The sequence below is a fragment of the Shewanella sp. AC34-MNA-CIBAN-0136 genome (assembly GCF_040309945.1).
Classification (GTDB): Bacteria; Pseudomonadota; Gammaproteobacteria; order Enterobacterales; family Shewanellaceae; genus Shewanella.
The window spans coordinates 52,803-67,734 of sequence record NZ_JBEOPJ010000012.1; the positions used below are offsets into that span (position 1 = coordinate 52,803).

Annotated in this window: 14 protein-coding genes; 4 read left to right on the plus strand and 10 right to left on the minus strand. The window is 42.2% G+C overall.

The annotated features are described in order from the left end of the window. Window positions 1-97: 97 nt before the first annotated feature. From AAEY94_RS13150 to AAEY94_RS13185, 8 genes are all read right to left on the minus strand, one after another. Entirely contained in the window at window positions 98-907 is an 810-nt protein-coding gene (locus AAEY94_RS13150) for an ion transporter (RefSeq protein ID WP_101085273.1), read from the minus strand. 129 nt (window positions 908-1,036) lie between these two features. Further along, a complete protein-coding gene (locus AAEY94_RS13155) occupies window positions 1,037-1,372 on the minus strand; it encodes a hypothetical protein (RefSeq protein ID WP_101085274.1) in 336 nt (111 codons plus the stop codon). A 23-nt stretch (window positions 1,373-1,395) separates the two neighbouring features. Continuing rightward, window positions 1,396-2,049, minus strand: a complete 654-nt coding sequence (locus AAEY94_RS13160; protein ID WP_162023855.1) for a hypothetical protein — start codon at window positions 2,047-2,049, stop codon at window positions 1,396-1,398. Window positions 2,050-2,055: 6 nt separating this feature from the next. Then, window positions 2,056-2,745: a PspA/IM30 family protein gene (locus AAEY94_RS13165; RefSeq protein ID WP_101085276.1), complete on the minus strand. Its 690-nt coding sequence runs from the start codon at window positions 2,743-2,745 to the stop codon at window positions 2,056-2,058. A 10-nt stretch (window positions 2,746-2,755) separates the two neighbouring features. Continuing rightward, window positions 2,756-3,169, minus strand: a complete 414-nt coding sequence (locus tag AAEY94_RS13170; protein ID WP_101085277.1) for a YjfI family protein — start codon at window positions 3,167-3,169, stop codon at window positions 2,756-2,758. 79 nt (window positions 3,170-3,248) lie between these two features. Continuing rightward, window positions 3,249-5,009, minus strand: a complete 1,761-nt coding sequence (locus AAEY94_RS13175) for a polyamine aminopropyltransferase (protein WP_259395368.1) — start codon at window positions 5,007-5,009, stop codon at window positions 3,249-3,251. A 3-nt stretch (window positions 5,010-5,012) separates the two neighbouring features. Continuing rightward, window positions 5,013-5,912 (minus strand): DUF350 domain-containing protein, encoded by a 900-nt coding sequence (locus AAEY94_RS13180; protein WP_101085279.1) that lies wholly within the window; start codon window positions 5,910-5,912, stop codon window positions 5,013-5,015. 13 nt (window positions 5,913-5,925) lie between these two features. Further along, complete coding sequence (locus AAEY94_RS13185; RefSeq protein WP_101085280.1) at window positions 5,926-6,888, minus strand: hypothetical protein; 963 nt, start codon at window positions 6,886-6,888, stop codon at window positions 5,926-5,928. A gap of 157 nt (window positions 6,889-7,045) precedes the next feature. On the opposite strand from AAEY94_RS13185, the gene glnE reads away from it, so the two are divergent. Together glnE and AAEY94_RS13195 are read left to right on the plus strand one after the other, a co-directional pair. Further along, on the plus strand, window positions 7,046-9,901 hold the full coding sequence (glnE, locus tag AAEY94_RS13190; protein ID WP_101085281.1) for a bifunctional [glutamate--ammonia ligase]-adenylyl-L-tyrosine phosphorylase/[glutamate--ammonia-ligase] adenylyltransferase: 2,856 nt from the start codon (window positions 7,046-7,048) through the stop codon (window positions 9,899-9,901). An 86-nt stretch (window positions 9,902-9,987) separates the two neighbouring features. After that, window positions 9,988-10,971 (plus strand): sensor domain-containing diguanylate cyclase, encoded by a 984-nt coding sequence (locus tag AAEY94_RS13195; RefSeq protein WP_101085282.1) that lies wholly within the window; start codon window positions 9,988-9,990, stop codon window positions 10,969-10,971. 241 nt (window positions 10,972-11,212) lie between these two features. Here the strand turns inward: AAEY94_RS13195 and AAEY94_RS13200 are convergent, their stop codons facing one another. Further along, window positions 11,213-12,166 carry a sodium-dependent bicarbonate transport family permease gene (locus tag AAEY94_RS13200; protein ID WP_101085283.1) on the minus strand — a complete coding sequence of 318 codons (954 nt, stop codon included), beginning with the start codon at window positions 12,164-12,166 and terminating at the stop codon, window positions 11,213-11,215. Window positions 12,167-12,393: 227 nt separating this feature from the next. Here AAEY94_RS13200 and AAEY94_RS13205 point away from each other — a divergent pair, with 227 nt between their 5' ends. Continuing rightward, window positions 12,394-12,678, plus strand: a complete 285-nt coding sequence (locus tag AAEY94_RS13205) for a DUF3081 domain-containing protein (RefSeq protein WP_101085284.1) — start codon at window positions 12,394-12,396, stop codon at window positions 12,676-12,678. 53 nt (window positions 12,679-12,731) lie between these two features. Here the strand turns inward: AAEY94_RS13205 and zapE are convergent, their stop codons facing one another. Beyond that, window positions 12,732-13,931: a cell division protein ZapE gene (gene zapE, locus AAEY94_RS13210; protein ID WP_101085285.1), complete on the minus strand. Its 1,200-nt coding sequence runs from the start codon at window positions 13,929-13,931 to the stop codon at window positions 12,732-12,734. Window positions 13,932-14,107: 176 nt separating this feature from the next. On the opposite strand from zapE, the gene AAEY94_RS13215 reads away from it, so the two are divergent. Further along, window positions 14,108-14,905 (plus strand): polymer-forming cytoskeletal protein, encoded by a 798-nt coding sequence (locus tag AAEY94_RS13215; protein WP_101085286.1) that lies wholly within the window; start codon window positions 14,108-14,110, stop codon window positions 14,903-14,905. The last annotated feature ends 27 nt before the right edge of the window (window positions 14,906-14,932 follow it).

The window sequence follows — 14,932 nt, forward strand, 5'->3', positions numbered from 1 at the left end:
GTAATTGATTACTTTGGGCTTATTTTTTGGTCCCGCGCAGGATAATCAACATTTTTAAGCAATCTTTTTTCCTGCTGACGATATTGCAGAGCAGAAGCTATTTACCTTGTCCGAGTTGATTACGTAAGGTGGCAATTTCTTCGATCATTTGCTGCTGATTGTGCTCCATGCGCTCTAGCGCTTGTTCTAGCTTGGTATTGATTTCTGCTTTATGCGCTGCTTGAGCCTCTTGCGCTTCGTTACGTTCTTGCTCATCTGGTGCGACGAAAACAGATGCCATATAACCGGATATCACTCCGAAAAAGCTGACACCACTAATGATCACTAATCCACCGATGATATGGCCTACCGTACTGACGGGATAGAAGTCACCGTAACCGACGGTTGATATGGTCACTAATGCCCACCAAATAGCTTGCTCTGCTGTTTGGATATTGGCGTTAGGCTCAGTGCTTTCTACTAATAAAATAAGTACAGATGCAGTGGCCAAAATTAATACCATCGCCACCAGTAAACTGGCTAATGTAGATTGTTTTCGCTGACGCAATAATGGGATTAATAATGACCGGCTCATGCGGATTAAACGAATAACCCTTAATATTTGGAATATACGTGCGATACGCAGTGCTTCAATGGCTGGAATGCTGGCAACAAAGTCTATCCAATGGTGCCTAACGTAAAAGGCTTTATTACGTGCTTTGAACAAACCATGGAAAAACTTGGTCATAAAAATCATGCAGATTGTAGTGTCTATATACAGCAGTACTTTGTTGGTTTCAGCGTCTAACTTACCAAAGGTAATCGTGAGTACTATCACCACAGAGATCAGTGATAACACCATCATTGCGAGTTCGAATGGACTTGGGCCATCGACATTTTTGACCGACCAACGTTTAGATTCGAGCATATAATAAGTCCGTTTGCATTCGTTCGCCGTGAGGCTTTGTTAAGATGTTGAGTTTATCATAACAAAAAACGCACAAGACAAGTGTCTGGTGCGTTGTTTTTAGTTAATGTACTGTACTGATAACGGTGTTTATTTTGACGATTTAGTATCAACGAAGTGGACCAAATCATCTAATACGCGCTTTTTGATTTCCAGCTGCGACTCAGATTCTAAGCCGTATTTCTGGGCTAAAATCACATAATCTTCAGCATTTAATGACACAGTTAAACGAGGACGCTTTGGACGTTTGGATACAGAGAGTCCAAGTATGGTCCTGATTTGGTCTGAAGGACTGACGCCTTTATCTAAGGCTTCTTTTCGGATTGAGTATTGAAACTTCTCATCCAGATCAAAAGCCACTTGGGTTGCTTTTGCAGCTTGTTGGTTTTTAAGCCATTTCTCTGGTAACGGTTTGCCTGAACTCATTAGAAAATCGTCTCCTACCTGTATCAGCTTGCTGGCCAATACTCTCTAATATCGGTCAGTGGGCGATATAAAGTCAACATCACTTCAGTGTCTCCACTTTCGTAAACTTCAATATCAACCGCGTGAGAGTCATCAGCATTAGCCAAACTGTAACCTTCAAAACCTTCACCGCGAGCATCATCGTCATTTTGAGGAGGCTTTAGGTCGCGATAATCTTGACGATGGAAGTAACCAAAACCGGCAAATTCAACTTGATGATATTCATCACTGAGCCATTTATCGAACTCAGCGGCTAACTCGGCAGGAAGTGCCTGCAATGTCAGCGTTGCTTTGCCTGGTTCTTCAAATATTTCAGCAAATGCGTCAAGTTCAAACAATTGTTCAACCACAGCGCGGTTGATTTTGATTGAAATACTTAAGTAAGATTCGTCTTCTTGCACGTAGGATAAATAGATTGCGGTGCCGCTATGGCCACGTAATAAGAATTCACAAAGCTGCGAGCGTTGGTATTCATAAGTATGAATAGCTTCAACCTTAAGCTGTTGCCCGCGCAATTGCGTAGGCAAAGCAAAACTGTCATCAAAGGTGATCATATCACCCTTGAGCAGTTTATTTGGATGGTCAAGCTTACGCTTCGGGGCTTCTTTTTTGCCGAATAGGCCACTAAGAAATCCCATAATAGCTTAACCTTTACGTGCTTTAATGCGATCTAGCACAGCATTAGCATTCGACTTTTGCTCACCAATACCTGCTTCAGCTAGCTTGGCATGTAATGACTTATCGCTATTCTCTTCAGCTAATGTTTCTGACGCTTTTAAGCGGTCATCAAACTGTTGTTGACGTGCTTTGATGCGCTCTAGTGAATCTTTAGCGTTAAGCAGTTTTGAATTACTTGACGCAAATGAGTCAGTGATAGTTGCAGTGGCTTTTTGCACGCTTTCAGTGGTTTTAACCATAGTAAGTTGACGTTGGTAATCATTTAACTGACGCTCAGTCTTCTTCACTAAATCTTTTAAACGCACTGCATGTGAGCTAAAGCTATCATTGGCTGTTTGTTGTTCAGCTAATTCTTCGTCTAGCTGAGCGATCTTTTCAGCAATTTCAATTGCTAAAGCTTCGTTGCCTTTGTCTAGCGCTTGGGTGACATAGCCTTCGTGCTCAACAACACTACGCTTTAGGCGATCAATTTCACGACTGGCTTGCATTTCTTTAGCCATAACATCAGTTAATTCACGTTTAGCTCGGGTTAAATGCTTTTCTGCATCACGAATTTCTTGTTCAAAAATTCGGGTTGAGTTTGAGTCAACGATATTTTGGCCAACTTCAGTTGCACCACCACGAAACGCTGTAAGAATCTTGTTTAGAATGCCCATAATTGGCTCCTTAGATTAAAAATTCGACGAGTTCGTCGATGACTTCCAGACAGTTGTCTGACAGTACTGCTAATTCTTGTTCAATTTCTTCCATGCTTGATTGCACAGATAATGCCCCGTAAACCACATATTTATCATCAATTTTAGCAAACGATGATAATGGCATTGGAATGTTGAGCTCTAACATGGTCTCGAACATTTCAGCGCGGCGAGCTTGGTTTACTTCGTTTTCGCCCCACAAGTAACTGATACACAATATTTGGTTGTCAGTTACTGATACAAACACCGGAATTTCTTCTCGGCCGACAATATTGACTTGTAACACTTCAACATCACCGTCAATCGGATAACAATCAAACTGAAAACCGGTTTTGCTGTGATCGCATAGTCCGTTTAGGTGACCTGCAATGGTATGGATGTTCATATTCGTCCTTAATTGACATATTATGTCTGTGAGTAAAGATAGCATCTAGACATAATATGTCAAGCGCTATCTGGTCCAATTAAAAAAGATTAATTACTTCATTTTCTGACCAAGCCGCTAAGTGGTAGTAATACAGCTGTAATGAACCAATTTCGTTTACTTTGATGTTGTCTATATCGGCATAGAAATTCTTTGGGAATTCAAATGAAGCGTGAATAAGTCCTGGGGTTAGCCATTCTTCTGGTACCGGTATATCTGTTAGTGCAGCAAGTCGTTGTTGTGGGTTTTTACCCATTTTACTGCCAATGCTCCAACCCCATTCACCAAAGCTAGGGACATTATGGTGATACTGTTTTACATTAAACCCTGCAGCAGTCAGTGTTTTACCAACCGATATAAACGCTTTTGGCGCATGATAAGGTGAGGTTGATTGCACCGTTATCACGCCATCGGCGCTAAGTAATTCATTAAGCTTACGATAAAATAAGTCTGAATACAGTTTGTTTAAATCAGGATGACTTGGGTCGGGTAAGTCAACAATAATGGCATCAAACATTTTGCCATTTTGAATTAGCTTATCAACCCCGTTAAATGCATCGTCGACCATTAATGTTAAGCGTGGATCGTTTAACGCATCGCCGTTTAACGCCAGTAATGCATCCTGTAAGCGTTGTGGCATATCTGCTGGTGGCGATTTAAACAGTGCCAGTAAGTCTTTATCTAAATCCATTAAGGTAACCGTTTTAGGTTGCCATTTGAGTACTTGCTTCAGTCCTAAGCCATCACCACCACCAATAATGAGCACGTTATCGTGCCGTGCGCTGGCAGCCAATGTTGGATGAACCAAAAAGCTATGATAGATGTGCTCGTCGCTGCTTGAAAATTGTAACCGACCATTGATGTATAAATTATAAACGGGAGGTAAACCACCACCGCGCAAACGCTCAGTAAAATTGAGCTGCTGAAAGCGGGTCGCTTTGGCATAAACCACATGATCTTTATACAAAAGATTATTAAAATGCTGTTCCCAGCTCGGGCCTTTAACGGCTAATATGCCAATCACCACACTGGCAATAATATGGCCGATAAGCAGCAATTTTACATGATTTATTTTTGACCAAAAACGCCAAATAAACACCAGTCCAGCGAGTAGGTTAACGCTCGCTGTAAGCGCAGCAGCTAATTGAATATCAATGGCCAGCATAAAACCGACCCAGATTGCGGCGCCTATTCCAGCGCCAATGTAATCGGCACCATATATGGTGCCGGCATTATGCAGTAAGTGCGCTTCAGACAATGATTGTCGAACGCGGGCAATAAGTGGAATTTCCATGCCAATCATTAACCCGAGTAATACACCCCAAACATACGGTAAATATGCACTGAGAGTTTGCAAACTGGCAATAAAGCCACCATTGGGTAAATGATCTGGCGGTAGGCCGAGTGTATTGGCGATGGTTAACGGCAGTTGTTGACCGAATCCGATGACCGCTGCGGTAATGATAATGGCAAAAGAGCCACACAGTGCTACGGTTAATTCAAGCATGGCAAAGCCAGTAAAAGCGCATTTTATTTTACGTGCGGCAAAAGCGCCCACACCCATGGACACAATCATTAGACCAATCATGGTGTAAATGGCGGCTTCTAATGCGCCGAGAATGCGACCAGCATAGTGTGATAATAAGTATTCATAAATAAGACCGCATCCCGCCAACGAGGCCATAATGCCGAGTAACAAGGCATCATCAAACCATGATACTTGACGGGATGGAGGGGAACTTTGCTGCGAGTCCCCCTGTGTAGTGTTAGCGGGAAGATCATCGAGCAAAGGTGTTGTCATAGATTAAGCCATTAACGCCGTGAGAATAAGGGCAACGGCAATACTAATCGCCATTTCAACGGCTGCAATACCGATGTTTTGTTGTTTCTCAACTTCTTCAGCAAGATTGATACCGGCTAACACCATTTTTTTCACTATGGTTATTAATAACGATAATACCACCAGCATGATCAATGAGAATGCGCACCAACCAATAATGTTGCTTACATGGGCTGTTGGGTCATAAGCAATAAAATGACTCGCCGCATTAAAGCTTAGTGCCATGGCAATCATGTAGCCGCTGTGACGAAGTGCTAATGCCGTTTGGCCCTGAGTTAACGCTTGTTGCATTGACGCGCCTTGATTACGTTTGGCATAACGCTTTTCACGTAGTCGGGTGAGTATGACTAACATCAGTTGTGAGATTAAAAAGGCACTAAAAATAGCGATAAAGGTATCTAGAGTAATATCTTCAGCCCACATTAATACCGCGCGGATAATAATGGCAGTGGCTATGGCTGCAGCAGCATCAACCACAGCAACAGAAATATTACCTTTAAGAATCTCATCGTTTTTAGCAAATTCATTTAAGGCGATTTTATCATGTAAAAAACGGCCTAATTTAATCAGTATTAAGCCAAACAAGCCGTATGCCGACATGCCAATCGCTTCAGTTAAATAAGACGGAGCCGCTTCGCCTGTGATAGCGCCAGTTAGCACAATACCTAAAGCCGCCACAGCACCAGCGGTACTGATCCCAAAGGCAAAGTTGTCGCGCTCGGCTAACTCTGCACTGCTGTTGACTTTAACGCTCCACCCCTGCAAATAACGCATTAGCGTCAGCAAAATGATAGCGATGGTTAAATCAATGGCTAAAATAATCGCCAAATGTTGAGTTAAGCCATATTCTTGAAAAAATGTCATGGTGAGTCCTTACCTATTTTCCACGGCTAACACCGCGACTAGTGCGGCTGCTTGAGTTACGGAAACTGCTGTCTTTTGAGTAGCTCGAACGAAATTTTCTACTCGCGCTCTGAGTGGTGCTATTAGCTTTGGGTGCACTGGTACTTTGACGTGACAAGCTAGTAGAGCCTGTTCGAGCTTTTGCATAAGGGCTGTCGAATCGTTTCCCTTGGCTGTTAAAACGTTTCTTGGTTTGTTCAAAGGTTTTGGTTTGCGAAGTTGCTTGTTTTGGTGAAGTGTAACGGTAACGTCCCACATCATTATAATAGCTGTAACCACGGTTACCCGACCAACTACCGTAGCCTATTGGGCGGGAGAAGTTAGAAAACATCGCATACATGCCATACCAAGCCCAAATGGAGGTGCCGCTTGAATTATTTTGCCAGCTACCATATGCAGGATTACCCACAAGTTGGCTGCCTGCACCACTGCCTTCGGTGCCATTTGCTAGGGCTTCAGCCTCACGGCTAATAGCATTAACTCGAGCGAGTTGCCCTTTAGACATATCGGCAACAACATTGACTGGATCAGACAGCATATCGTTATACAAACTGGTGTCAGCGGCTTGATAAATATTCTGTGCTTCAGCTAACTGTTGGTCTAAATCAATAAAATTAGCGCTGTCGTTTAAGTCTTTGTAACGACGCGTTAATGACTTAAACATTGGCCCTTCAGTGCTGGCATCTTTAGCCAATTCTTCTAGTAATGGGGTTAAGTCGGATTGACGCTGAGCGAGAACTCGAGTGTATTGTTTGAGTAACGTCGCATTGCGTAACTGATTGTTATCGAGCGAACTGGCCAACAGATCAAGTCGTTGTTGGGTCAGTTGCTGGTACTTAGCAATTTGTTCCGGTCTATCGTCACCGCAACCGCCAAGGGTTAAGGCAACAAACAATACCGTTATCAATGTGAGTACACGTGGGAGGTGACCTACCATGTTTTCTCCAAAATGTAGATTTTTCATGTGCTAATTCAATATGACACAGGTTATAGTAATCTTAGTGTCAATGATATTAATCTGATCATTTGACTGGCTGATAGATATACCATTCACGACATAATATGTTCAACGTTCATTTTCTTTAGGGATCATTATTGCCATGCAAAACCAAAGTAACAAGGTATTATCTGCAGCGATGCTAGACAGCGCAGATCGTTACTGGTTAAGACTCTGCGACGTTTGGCCAGAAGCTAAAACAGCACTGACAGCCATGCAACAGCAAGAGTTAAAGGCCGTATTTGGCTTAAGTGACTATATGGGTGAGCAACTTTGTCGTCATCCAGAATGGATTGTGCAGTTATTTGATGGCTTATTAAGTGATGTTGTGCGCAGTGAGTTTGATGCGCAGTTACATTCGCTATTAGCTGAGTTAACTCAAGAAGAGCAAGTTAAGTCTGCCTTACGTCGTTATCGTAATCTGCAAATGGTGCGCTTAGCGTGGCGTGACTTTTTAAATTACACCCCAGTTGAAGAGTCATTACTCGATTTATCTGCATTAGCAGAGGCATTGGTAATTGCTGGACGTGATTGGTTATATCAAGAGATGTGTCAACAATACGGCACACCAACAAGTGCTGAAGGTAAGCCACAACCCTTATTGATTTTAGGCATGGGTAAACTGGGTGGTCGTGAACTTAACTTTTCATCAGACATCGACTTAATTTTTACCTTTCCAGAACATGGTGAAACCGTTGGCGGTCGACGGACTCAGGCAAATCAGCAATTTTTTATCCGCATGGGACAACGCTTGGTGAATTTACTCGACCAAGTCACCGTGGATGGATTCGTTTTCCGTGTCGACATGCGTCTACGACCTTATGGTGAAAGTGGTCCTTTGGTGGTCAGTTTTAGCGGTTTAGAAGACTATTACCAAGAGCAAGGCCGTGATTGGGAGCGTTATGCCATGGTCAAAGCGCGCGTACTTGGACCTTGGTCTGGCTATTGCGATGAGTTGCATGACCTACTACGACCATTTGTTTATCGCCGTTATATTGATTTTTCTGCGATTGAATCACTGCGTAAAATGAAGCAATTAATCGCCCAAGAAGTTAGGCGTCGTCAGTTAACCGATAATATTAAGCTTGGCGCCGGCGGGATCCGCGAAGTTGAATTCGTGGTGCAAAGTTTTCAGTTGATCCGTGGTGGCCGCGAGCCTGCATTGCGTCAGCAAAGTTTATTTGGCGCCATTGATACCTTGTACAGCTTAGGGCAATTGGAATACTTAGCGGTTGATGAGCTTAAACACAGTTATATTATATTGCGTCGAGTGGAAAACTTGTTGCAAGCCATTGACGATAAGCAAACGCAAACCCTGCCTAATAATGAGCTCGATTGGCAACGTTTATGTTATCCGCTAGACATGGCCGATGAAGCCGAACTTCGTCAAAAAATTAATCAAGCAATGGTCACCATTCATGGCCATTTTAATGCCACTGTGGGTGGTACTGACAGCCATGAACACAATGATCATTGGACTGCTTTATTTTGGAATGTGCAGCAAGATGAACACGCTAACGCCTTGTTGCAAGAGCAACAAATCGATGATGCCGAATTATGGCCACTATTAAATGAGTGGCATCAAACGGTGTCGAAACGTTCTATCGGACCTCGAGGACGTGAAACGCTAGACAAATTAATGCCTAAGTTGCTTGAAGAGTTAGTCACTCAAACTAAACCGAGCCAGGCGTTTAAACCAGTAGCTAAAGTGCTGGATAAAATTTTAACCCGTACTACCTATCTAGAGCTTTTATGTGAAAACCCAGGCGCTAGACAGCAATTAGTGAGTTTGTGTTGTGCAAGCCCTTGGATTGCCCGCGAACTGGCGAATTTCCCAATGCTGCTCGATGAGTTAATTGATCCGTCGCAGCTGTATGACATTACTTCGATTGATGATTATCCTAGTGAATTACGTCAGTATTTATTACGTGTACCTGAAGATGACATGGAACAGCAAATGGAAGCGTTACGGCAGTTTAAATTGTCTCAGCAGCTTAAGATTGCGGCCGCAGATGTTACTGGGGTATTACCTGTCATGCAGGTTAGCGATCATTTAACCTTTTTAGCTGAAGCCATTATCGAACAAGTTGTACTACAAGCTTGGCATCAGGTGGCATCTCGCCATGGTATACCTGCAGGAACGAGCCCAAGTAACATGGGTTTTGCCGTCATTGGTTACGGTAAGTTAGGTGGAATTGAGCTGGGTTATGGTTCTGATTTAGATTTGGTGTTTCTACACGGCCACACAGGTGCTGGCACAACTGATGGTAAGCGTCCTATTGATATCGGCCATTTCTACCTCAAGCTTGCCCAACGTATTGTGCATTTATTTGCTACCCGGACAACGTCTGGTGAGTTATATGAAGTGGATATGCGCTTACGTCCGTCAGGTGCTTCTGGTTTGTTGGTGAGTGAGATTGAGCATTTTGGTACCTATTTACAACAAGAAGCGTGGACTTGGGAGCATCAAGCATTAGTGCGATCTCGTTTTGTATTTGGTGATTATTCGCTTGCCGGTCGTTTTAGTGATTTACGTGCGAAAATATTGAAAATAGAGCGTGATAAAGAGGTATTAGCCAAAGCGGTCAAAGACATGCGGATAAAAATGCGTGAGCACTTGTTGCAAGTTGAACCAGGGCAATTTGATCTAAAACAGAGTGCTGGTGGTATTGCAGACATAGAGTTTATCGCTCAGTACTTAGTGTTAGCGAATGCTCATCAATATCAGGAATTAACCATTTGGTCTGATAATGTGCGTATCTTTGAAGTGTTGGCGGAGTTGGAGTTATTACCCATCATGCAAGCCCAACATTTAACCCAAACCTATTGCTGGCTGCGTGACGAGAATCATGAACTGACATTACAACAGTTGCCCGGTAAATTACCCATACAAAGTGTGCAACAAAAAATCGACAGTGTAATTGAAATTTATAATGAAATTCTATCGGTTTAAACATTAATCAAAGTAGATTAGGTTGATATTTAGTCACTTAACTGCTTTGATTATAGAACTATTATTTTGATTGAATAGGTTGTTTAATGCTGCTGGCACCGATACCTGACAATGAATACACTCGACTCGAAACGCTTCGAGGGCTGAACGTGCTCGATACGATCGCTGAAGAACGTTTTGATCGTATCACTCGGTTGGCTAAGCGATTGTTTTCAGTGTCAATTAGTGTGGTGAGTTTAATCGACTCCGATCGCCAATGGTTCAAGTCTGTGCAGGGGTTGGATGTATGCGAAACCCGGCGTGATATTTCATTTTGTGGTCATACTATTAATCAACAACATGTTTTAGTTGTGCCAGATACACTAAAAGATGAACGTTTTTCCGACAATCCGCTTGTATTGGCGGCTCCTAAGATTCGATTTTATGCCGGCTATCCGTTGACTATGCCTAATGGTGTGAGGGTAGGTACCTTGTGTATTATCGATGACAAGCCGAGATCTTTCTCTAAAGATGATGAAGATGCCTTGGAAGACCTTGGCAAAATTGTCGCAGAAGAACTGCTGTCGATTCAGCAAAATACCTTAGATGCGCTAACCGGTATTTCTAATCGTCGAGGCTTTGAATTACTCGCTAATAAGACGCTTGCTTATGGTGATAGGCTTGATTTTGCAACGTGCTTAATTTTCTTTGATTTAGATTATTTTAAAGCAATTAACGACAATTTTGGCCATGAAGAAGGTGATACTGCCTTGAGGACTTTTGCTGGCTTATTGATCGACAGCTTCCGCGAATCGGATATTATTGCCCGCTTTGCTGGTGATGAATTTGTGGTAATGCTGAGCCAAAGCGATGAAATTAGTGTTAATAATGTATTACAACGTTTTCAACAGTGCGTTAATCAACATAATTTGCACAGTGGTAAACCATACCAATTAAAGTACAGTAAGGGCGTGGCGCATCGACAAGCTAGGCAGTCATTATCGTTAAATGATTATTTGGTTAAGGTCGATAAAGCCATGTTTGTCGATAAAGAAAAACATCACCAGAGAACTCAAATTGATGTGAAATAGCGATGATTCGGCTGATGATATTGGTGTTTTTATCTGCGCATGTAACTGATTTGATAAGCTACAAACGTTAAACTCGTTGAGCCGCTGCAAATAATACACTTGGCGCAACTATTATTCATTTGCATATTCGCAGCGAAATAAATCAACGTTATTAACGATTGTTAACAACAATCGTTAATAACGTTCGTTAACAACAACTGCTAACATCGATTTATCGGCACGGTTATGAGTGTATCAATGCTCAGCTTAGTATTTGTTCTATCCACATTTTATAGATAGGTAAACCAATTAATACGTTTATTGGGAACGTTATTCCGAGTGATGCTAACATCGCTAAACCAATATTAGCGTCTGGTATTGCTGCCTTAATTGCGGCCGGCGCAGCAATATAAGACGCACTTGCACTTAAGCCTGCAAGTACTAATATGCTGCCAGAAGGTAAATCAAGTAACACGCCTAAGCCGATACCCGCCCAAGCTAAAATAAATGGAATTACCGCAGCAAATACCAATAAACGCCATTGTTTGTAAGGAATAGGGAAGCATACTTTGGCGGTACTAATCCCCATTTCTAATAAGAATAGTGCTAATAACGTTTTAAAACCACCCAATAACATTGGTGTAAGTGGTGCCATGCCACTAGTGCCATATATCCAGCCTATGATCACCCCTCCACAGAGTAATACGACTCCGCGGCTTGTCAGCGCTTCATGTAATACGCTGCCTGCCGAAGAGTGTTGGCTATCGCCTGCTACTTTTGCTTGTAAGTAGCGGTGTAGCCAAAGCATGATAATAATTGCAGGCAATTCGAGTAGCACTAGATACAACGTTGTTTCAGGTCGTAAAGGCCACTGAGATTGATCGACCATGGTCATCACCACGGCAAATGTTCCCGCACTCACAGAGCCGTAATGAGCAGCAATACTTATGGCTTCTTTTTGCGGTAATTGAATTAATTTTCGCAGTAGAGGATAAAGGCTAAGTGGGATAATGAATCCAAGTGCAATAACAGACAGTAATTCGGTGATCGCTAAATTGGCAGTTTCTCCATGCAGTGCCATGCCACCTTTTAGTCCTAGTGTAAGCATAAGTAAGATAGATAGGGTTTCGTAGGTTGCTTTAGGGACTTTTAAATCAGACTTTATCAACCCGGCAAGCAAACCGAGGGCAAAAAAGGCAATCACAATATCAGGCATGGTATAGGTTCTGTCTGTTATAAAGTATCGCGATTCTGCCTTGTTGTGTTAACAAAGGGAAATCTTTTCAGCGAAAAAATACTGCTATAGTAAACTTATCCATTTACGGCTGATCAGTCGTGTTGTACTTTGCGGGTTTATCATGTTTTTCTTCGCTGATCTATTAAGTGCAAATGGCGTATAGTATGCTTAAATGATAATGCAAAACATTAATAGCAGAGCATGATATGAAAAATGAAATTGATATTCACCGCGCGTTGAAAGTGTTTAACAAAGTCACGCAATATGGTGAGAAGCGGGCGCTTGAAGACGGTCATAATGGTCATGATTATTGGTTGTGTGGAATCAGTGCGCAAACGGATCATGATGGTTATACCATTACTTTAGCCGATGCTCAGGTTAGCTTGACAGTATTTTTTCACAATAAATATCAGTTCGATTACCCGACCAATGATGCTCTTGACAACTTTTTACTTCGTTTTAATGATGTTGAAAACTATCAAGCTTCATAATCTACTGCATAGACTCGCCTGTTAAGCGGTTCATTTCAGTGCTGCAGGCTTATTTACACCCATTGTTGCATTTCAATCAGGCGGCTATAAGTGCGTCTAAATTCAAATTGTAATGCCCCGTCGATATATAAATCTTCTAAGTTGCAGTCGCTATTGAGGATTAACATCACTTTTTGATCATACAATTCGTCCACTAAACTAATAAAGCGTCGAGTCGGATCGTCTTCACTGGCATACGCCAGTTGTCGTTCGCCTGTGGTGGTAGCTAATGCGCCATCTTCGGTGCCGCGAGCTTTAATCCAACTACGTACTTCACCGCCTAATGTAGGCACATTACTGAGCAATATATGGCTAAATCGGCTAGCTAATTCAATGTAATCCAATGCCGAACGTGGGCCTTGGCACAAAGCTGAAAATTCAAACCAAGCAAGTTGTCCATATTGAGCCTCAATGGCAATAGTGCGCTGACAAATATCAATTGAGTCAGGTGTATTTATTATGCTGACATTAGCTTGTGGGTATTGTTGACACAAAAGTGTAAACACCGCTTGAGGCGTTATTGCCGACGGCAATGTTAACCAGCGGGCTGATGTTGTAGGCGTTACGGCGCTAAAATGTAAGCGATGATCGATTTGACCGTCTAAGTGGATCGATTGGGTATATTGTAGGAGCAGATCGATTGTGGGTAAAAAACGATCGCGTTGTAAACCATTTTTATACAAGTCGATTATTGGTACATTTGAGGTTGCAACTAAGATGACGCCTGACTGAAATAATGTTTCAAATAATCGACCGAGTAAAATGGCATCACCGATATCAGCGACAAAAAACTCATCAAAACAAATAACAGAATATTTCTCCGCAATCTGCTTGCCTATGTGAGTTAATGGATCACGTATCCCCGAAGTTTGATTTAATTGCTGGTGGACCATGGCCATAAAACGGTGAAAGTGCAGGCGTAATACGGTTTTATCCGTTTTATGTTGTGAGCTATACATGCTCTGGTTGCACTGAATCTGATCGCACTGAATCTGATCGCACTGAATCTGGTCACACAAGCTTTGATAGAATAGGTCCATCAAAAAGGTTTTTCCTCGGCCTACATCGCCCCATAAATATAAGCCTCGGCTGTTTGTATTAACACAGAGACATTGTTGATAAAGCAAATCAAGCGCGAGTATTGCTTGCTGCTGTGCAGGATCATCAACAATATTTTGCTGAAGACGTTGTTGGTAAGCTTGTAATGGCGACATAGCACTTAGGGTAAATTGTTGATCTGGGTATTATACCATTAACGACTTACTTTATTATGAAGTGTATTTCCTTTAAGCTCTTGTGATAAAAATAACAATCTATCAACAAAGACGATTAACCCAGAGTAATAACTAAGAATAATAACCAAGAGTAATAATCCTAACAAGGACCCAAAATGAATAATAAAAATAAGGGCATGACCTATATTGGTGTCGATATGGCGTTGGAAGGTGATATGCATATTCAAGGTCCAGCAATAATCGCGGGCCAAACTAAGGGTAAAATCAGTTCAACCGATCAAATAAAAATAGAACCTAGTGGTGTGGTTGAAGGTGAGGTTTTTTGTCAAGAGCTGCGAGTGTCTGGCTTATTCAAAGGCAAGTTACATTGTAATAAACTCATAATTGTCAGTTCGGGTATTGTCGAGGGTGAAGTATCCAGCCATCAAATGGAAATTTATGATGGCGGTCAATTTATCGGCATGCGCACTAAAGGGCCTGAATCGTCTGGGTTACCCCAGGTTGATAACGAACGTTTTTCCGAACTCAATCAAACTCCTTCAATGCCGGATAAGAAAACGCCAATTTCTATGGGTAAGCTTAGTTTGGTTGCTGTGGCCGCAATCGTGATTATTACCGCTATGGTTATGCAACCGACAATTAGCTCCATGCTAAATCGCGGTCAAGCACCGTCAGCTGATAGTAATCAAGCAAATGCTCAGCAATACCCACAATCAGCATTAAATATAACAGAAGAAAATGCTGCCGCGCTTCTACAAGAAATGGATCAACAGACTTCATTTGCCGAGCAAACCGAAGAGTTAATTAATGCCGGTCAAAGTGACATTAATGTGGCGATGGAAGATTTACATGCATTAGCACAAACCAGTGAAGCGCTGGGTGATAGTCAGAATGTGAGTGAAAGTGATAATGTTGATCAGAATGGGTCGACGATAAGTACACCTGATAAGTAACTTCATTTCTTATCCTGAGTAGGGAGT

Coding starts and splice junctions, on each gene's coding strand:
- zapE (WP_101085285.1), bottom strand. CDS start 13,931: ATGTCGCCATTACAAGCTTACCAACAACGTCTTCAGCAAAATATTGTT.
- AAEY94_RS13175 (WP_259395368.1), bottom strand. CDS start 5,009: ATGACAACACCTTTGCTCGATGATCTTCCCGCTAACACTACACAGGGG.
- AAEY94_RS13205 (WP_101085284.1), top strand. CDS start 12,394: ATGAAAAATGAAATTGATATTCACCGCGCGTTGAAAGTGTTTAACAAA.
- AAEY94_RS13185 (WP_101085280.1), bottom strand. CDS start 6,888: ATGGTAGGTCACCTCCCACGTGTACTCACATTGATAACGGTATTGTTT.
- AAEY94_RS13200 (WP_101085283.1), bottom strand. CDS start 12,166: ATGCCTGATATTGTGATTGCCTTTTTTGCCCTCGGTTTGCTTGCCGGG.
- AAEY94_RS13165 (WP_101085276.1), bottom strand. CDS start 2,745: ATGGGCATTCTAAACAAGATTCTTACAGCGTTTCGTGGTGGTGCAACT.
- AAEY94_RS13170 (WP_101085277.1), bottom strand. CDS start 3,169: ATGAACATCCATACCATTGCAGGTCACCTAAACGGACTATGCGATCAC.
- AAEY94_RS13150 (WP_101085273.1), bottom strand. CDS start 907: ATGCTCGAATCTAAACGTTGGTCGGTCAAAAATGTCGATGGCCCAAGT.
- AAEY94_RS13195 (WP_101085282.1), top strand. CDS start 9,988: ATGCTGCTGGCACCGATACCTGACAATGAATACACTCGACTCGAAACG.
- AAEY94_RS13160 (WP_162023855.1), bottom strand. CDS start 2,049: ATGGGATTTCTTAGTGGCCTATTCGGCAAAAAAGAAGCCCCGAAGCGT.
- AAEY94_RS13180 (WP_101085279.1), bottom strand. CDS start 5,912: ATGACATTTTTTCAAGAATATGGCTTAACTCAACATTTGGCGATTATT.
- AAEY94_RS13155 (WP_101085274.1), bottom strand. CDS start 1,372: ATGAGTTCAGGCAAACCGTTACCAGAGAAATGGCTTAAAAACCAACAA.
- AAEY94_RS13215 (WP_101085286.1), top strand. CDS start 14,108: ATGAATAATAAAAATAAGGGCATGACCTATATTGGTGTCGATATGGCG.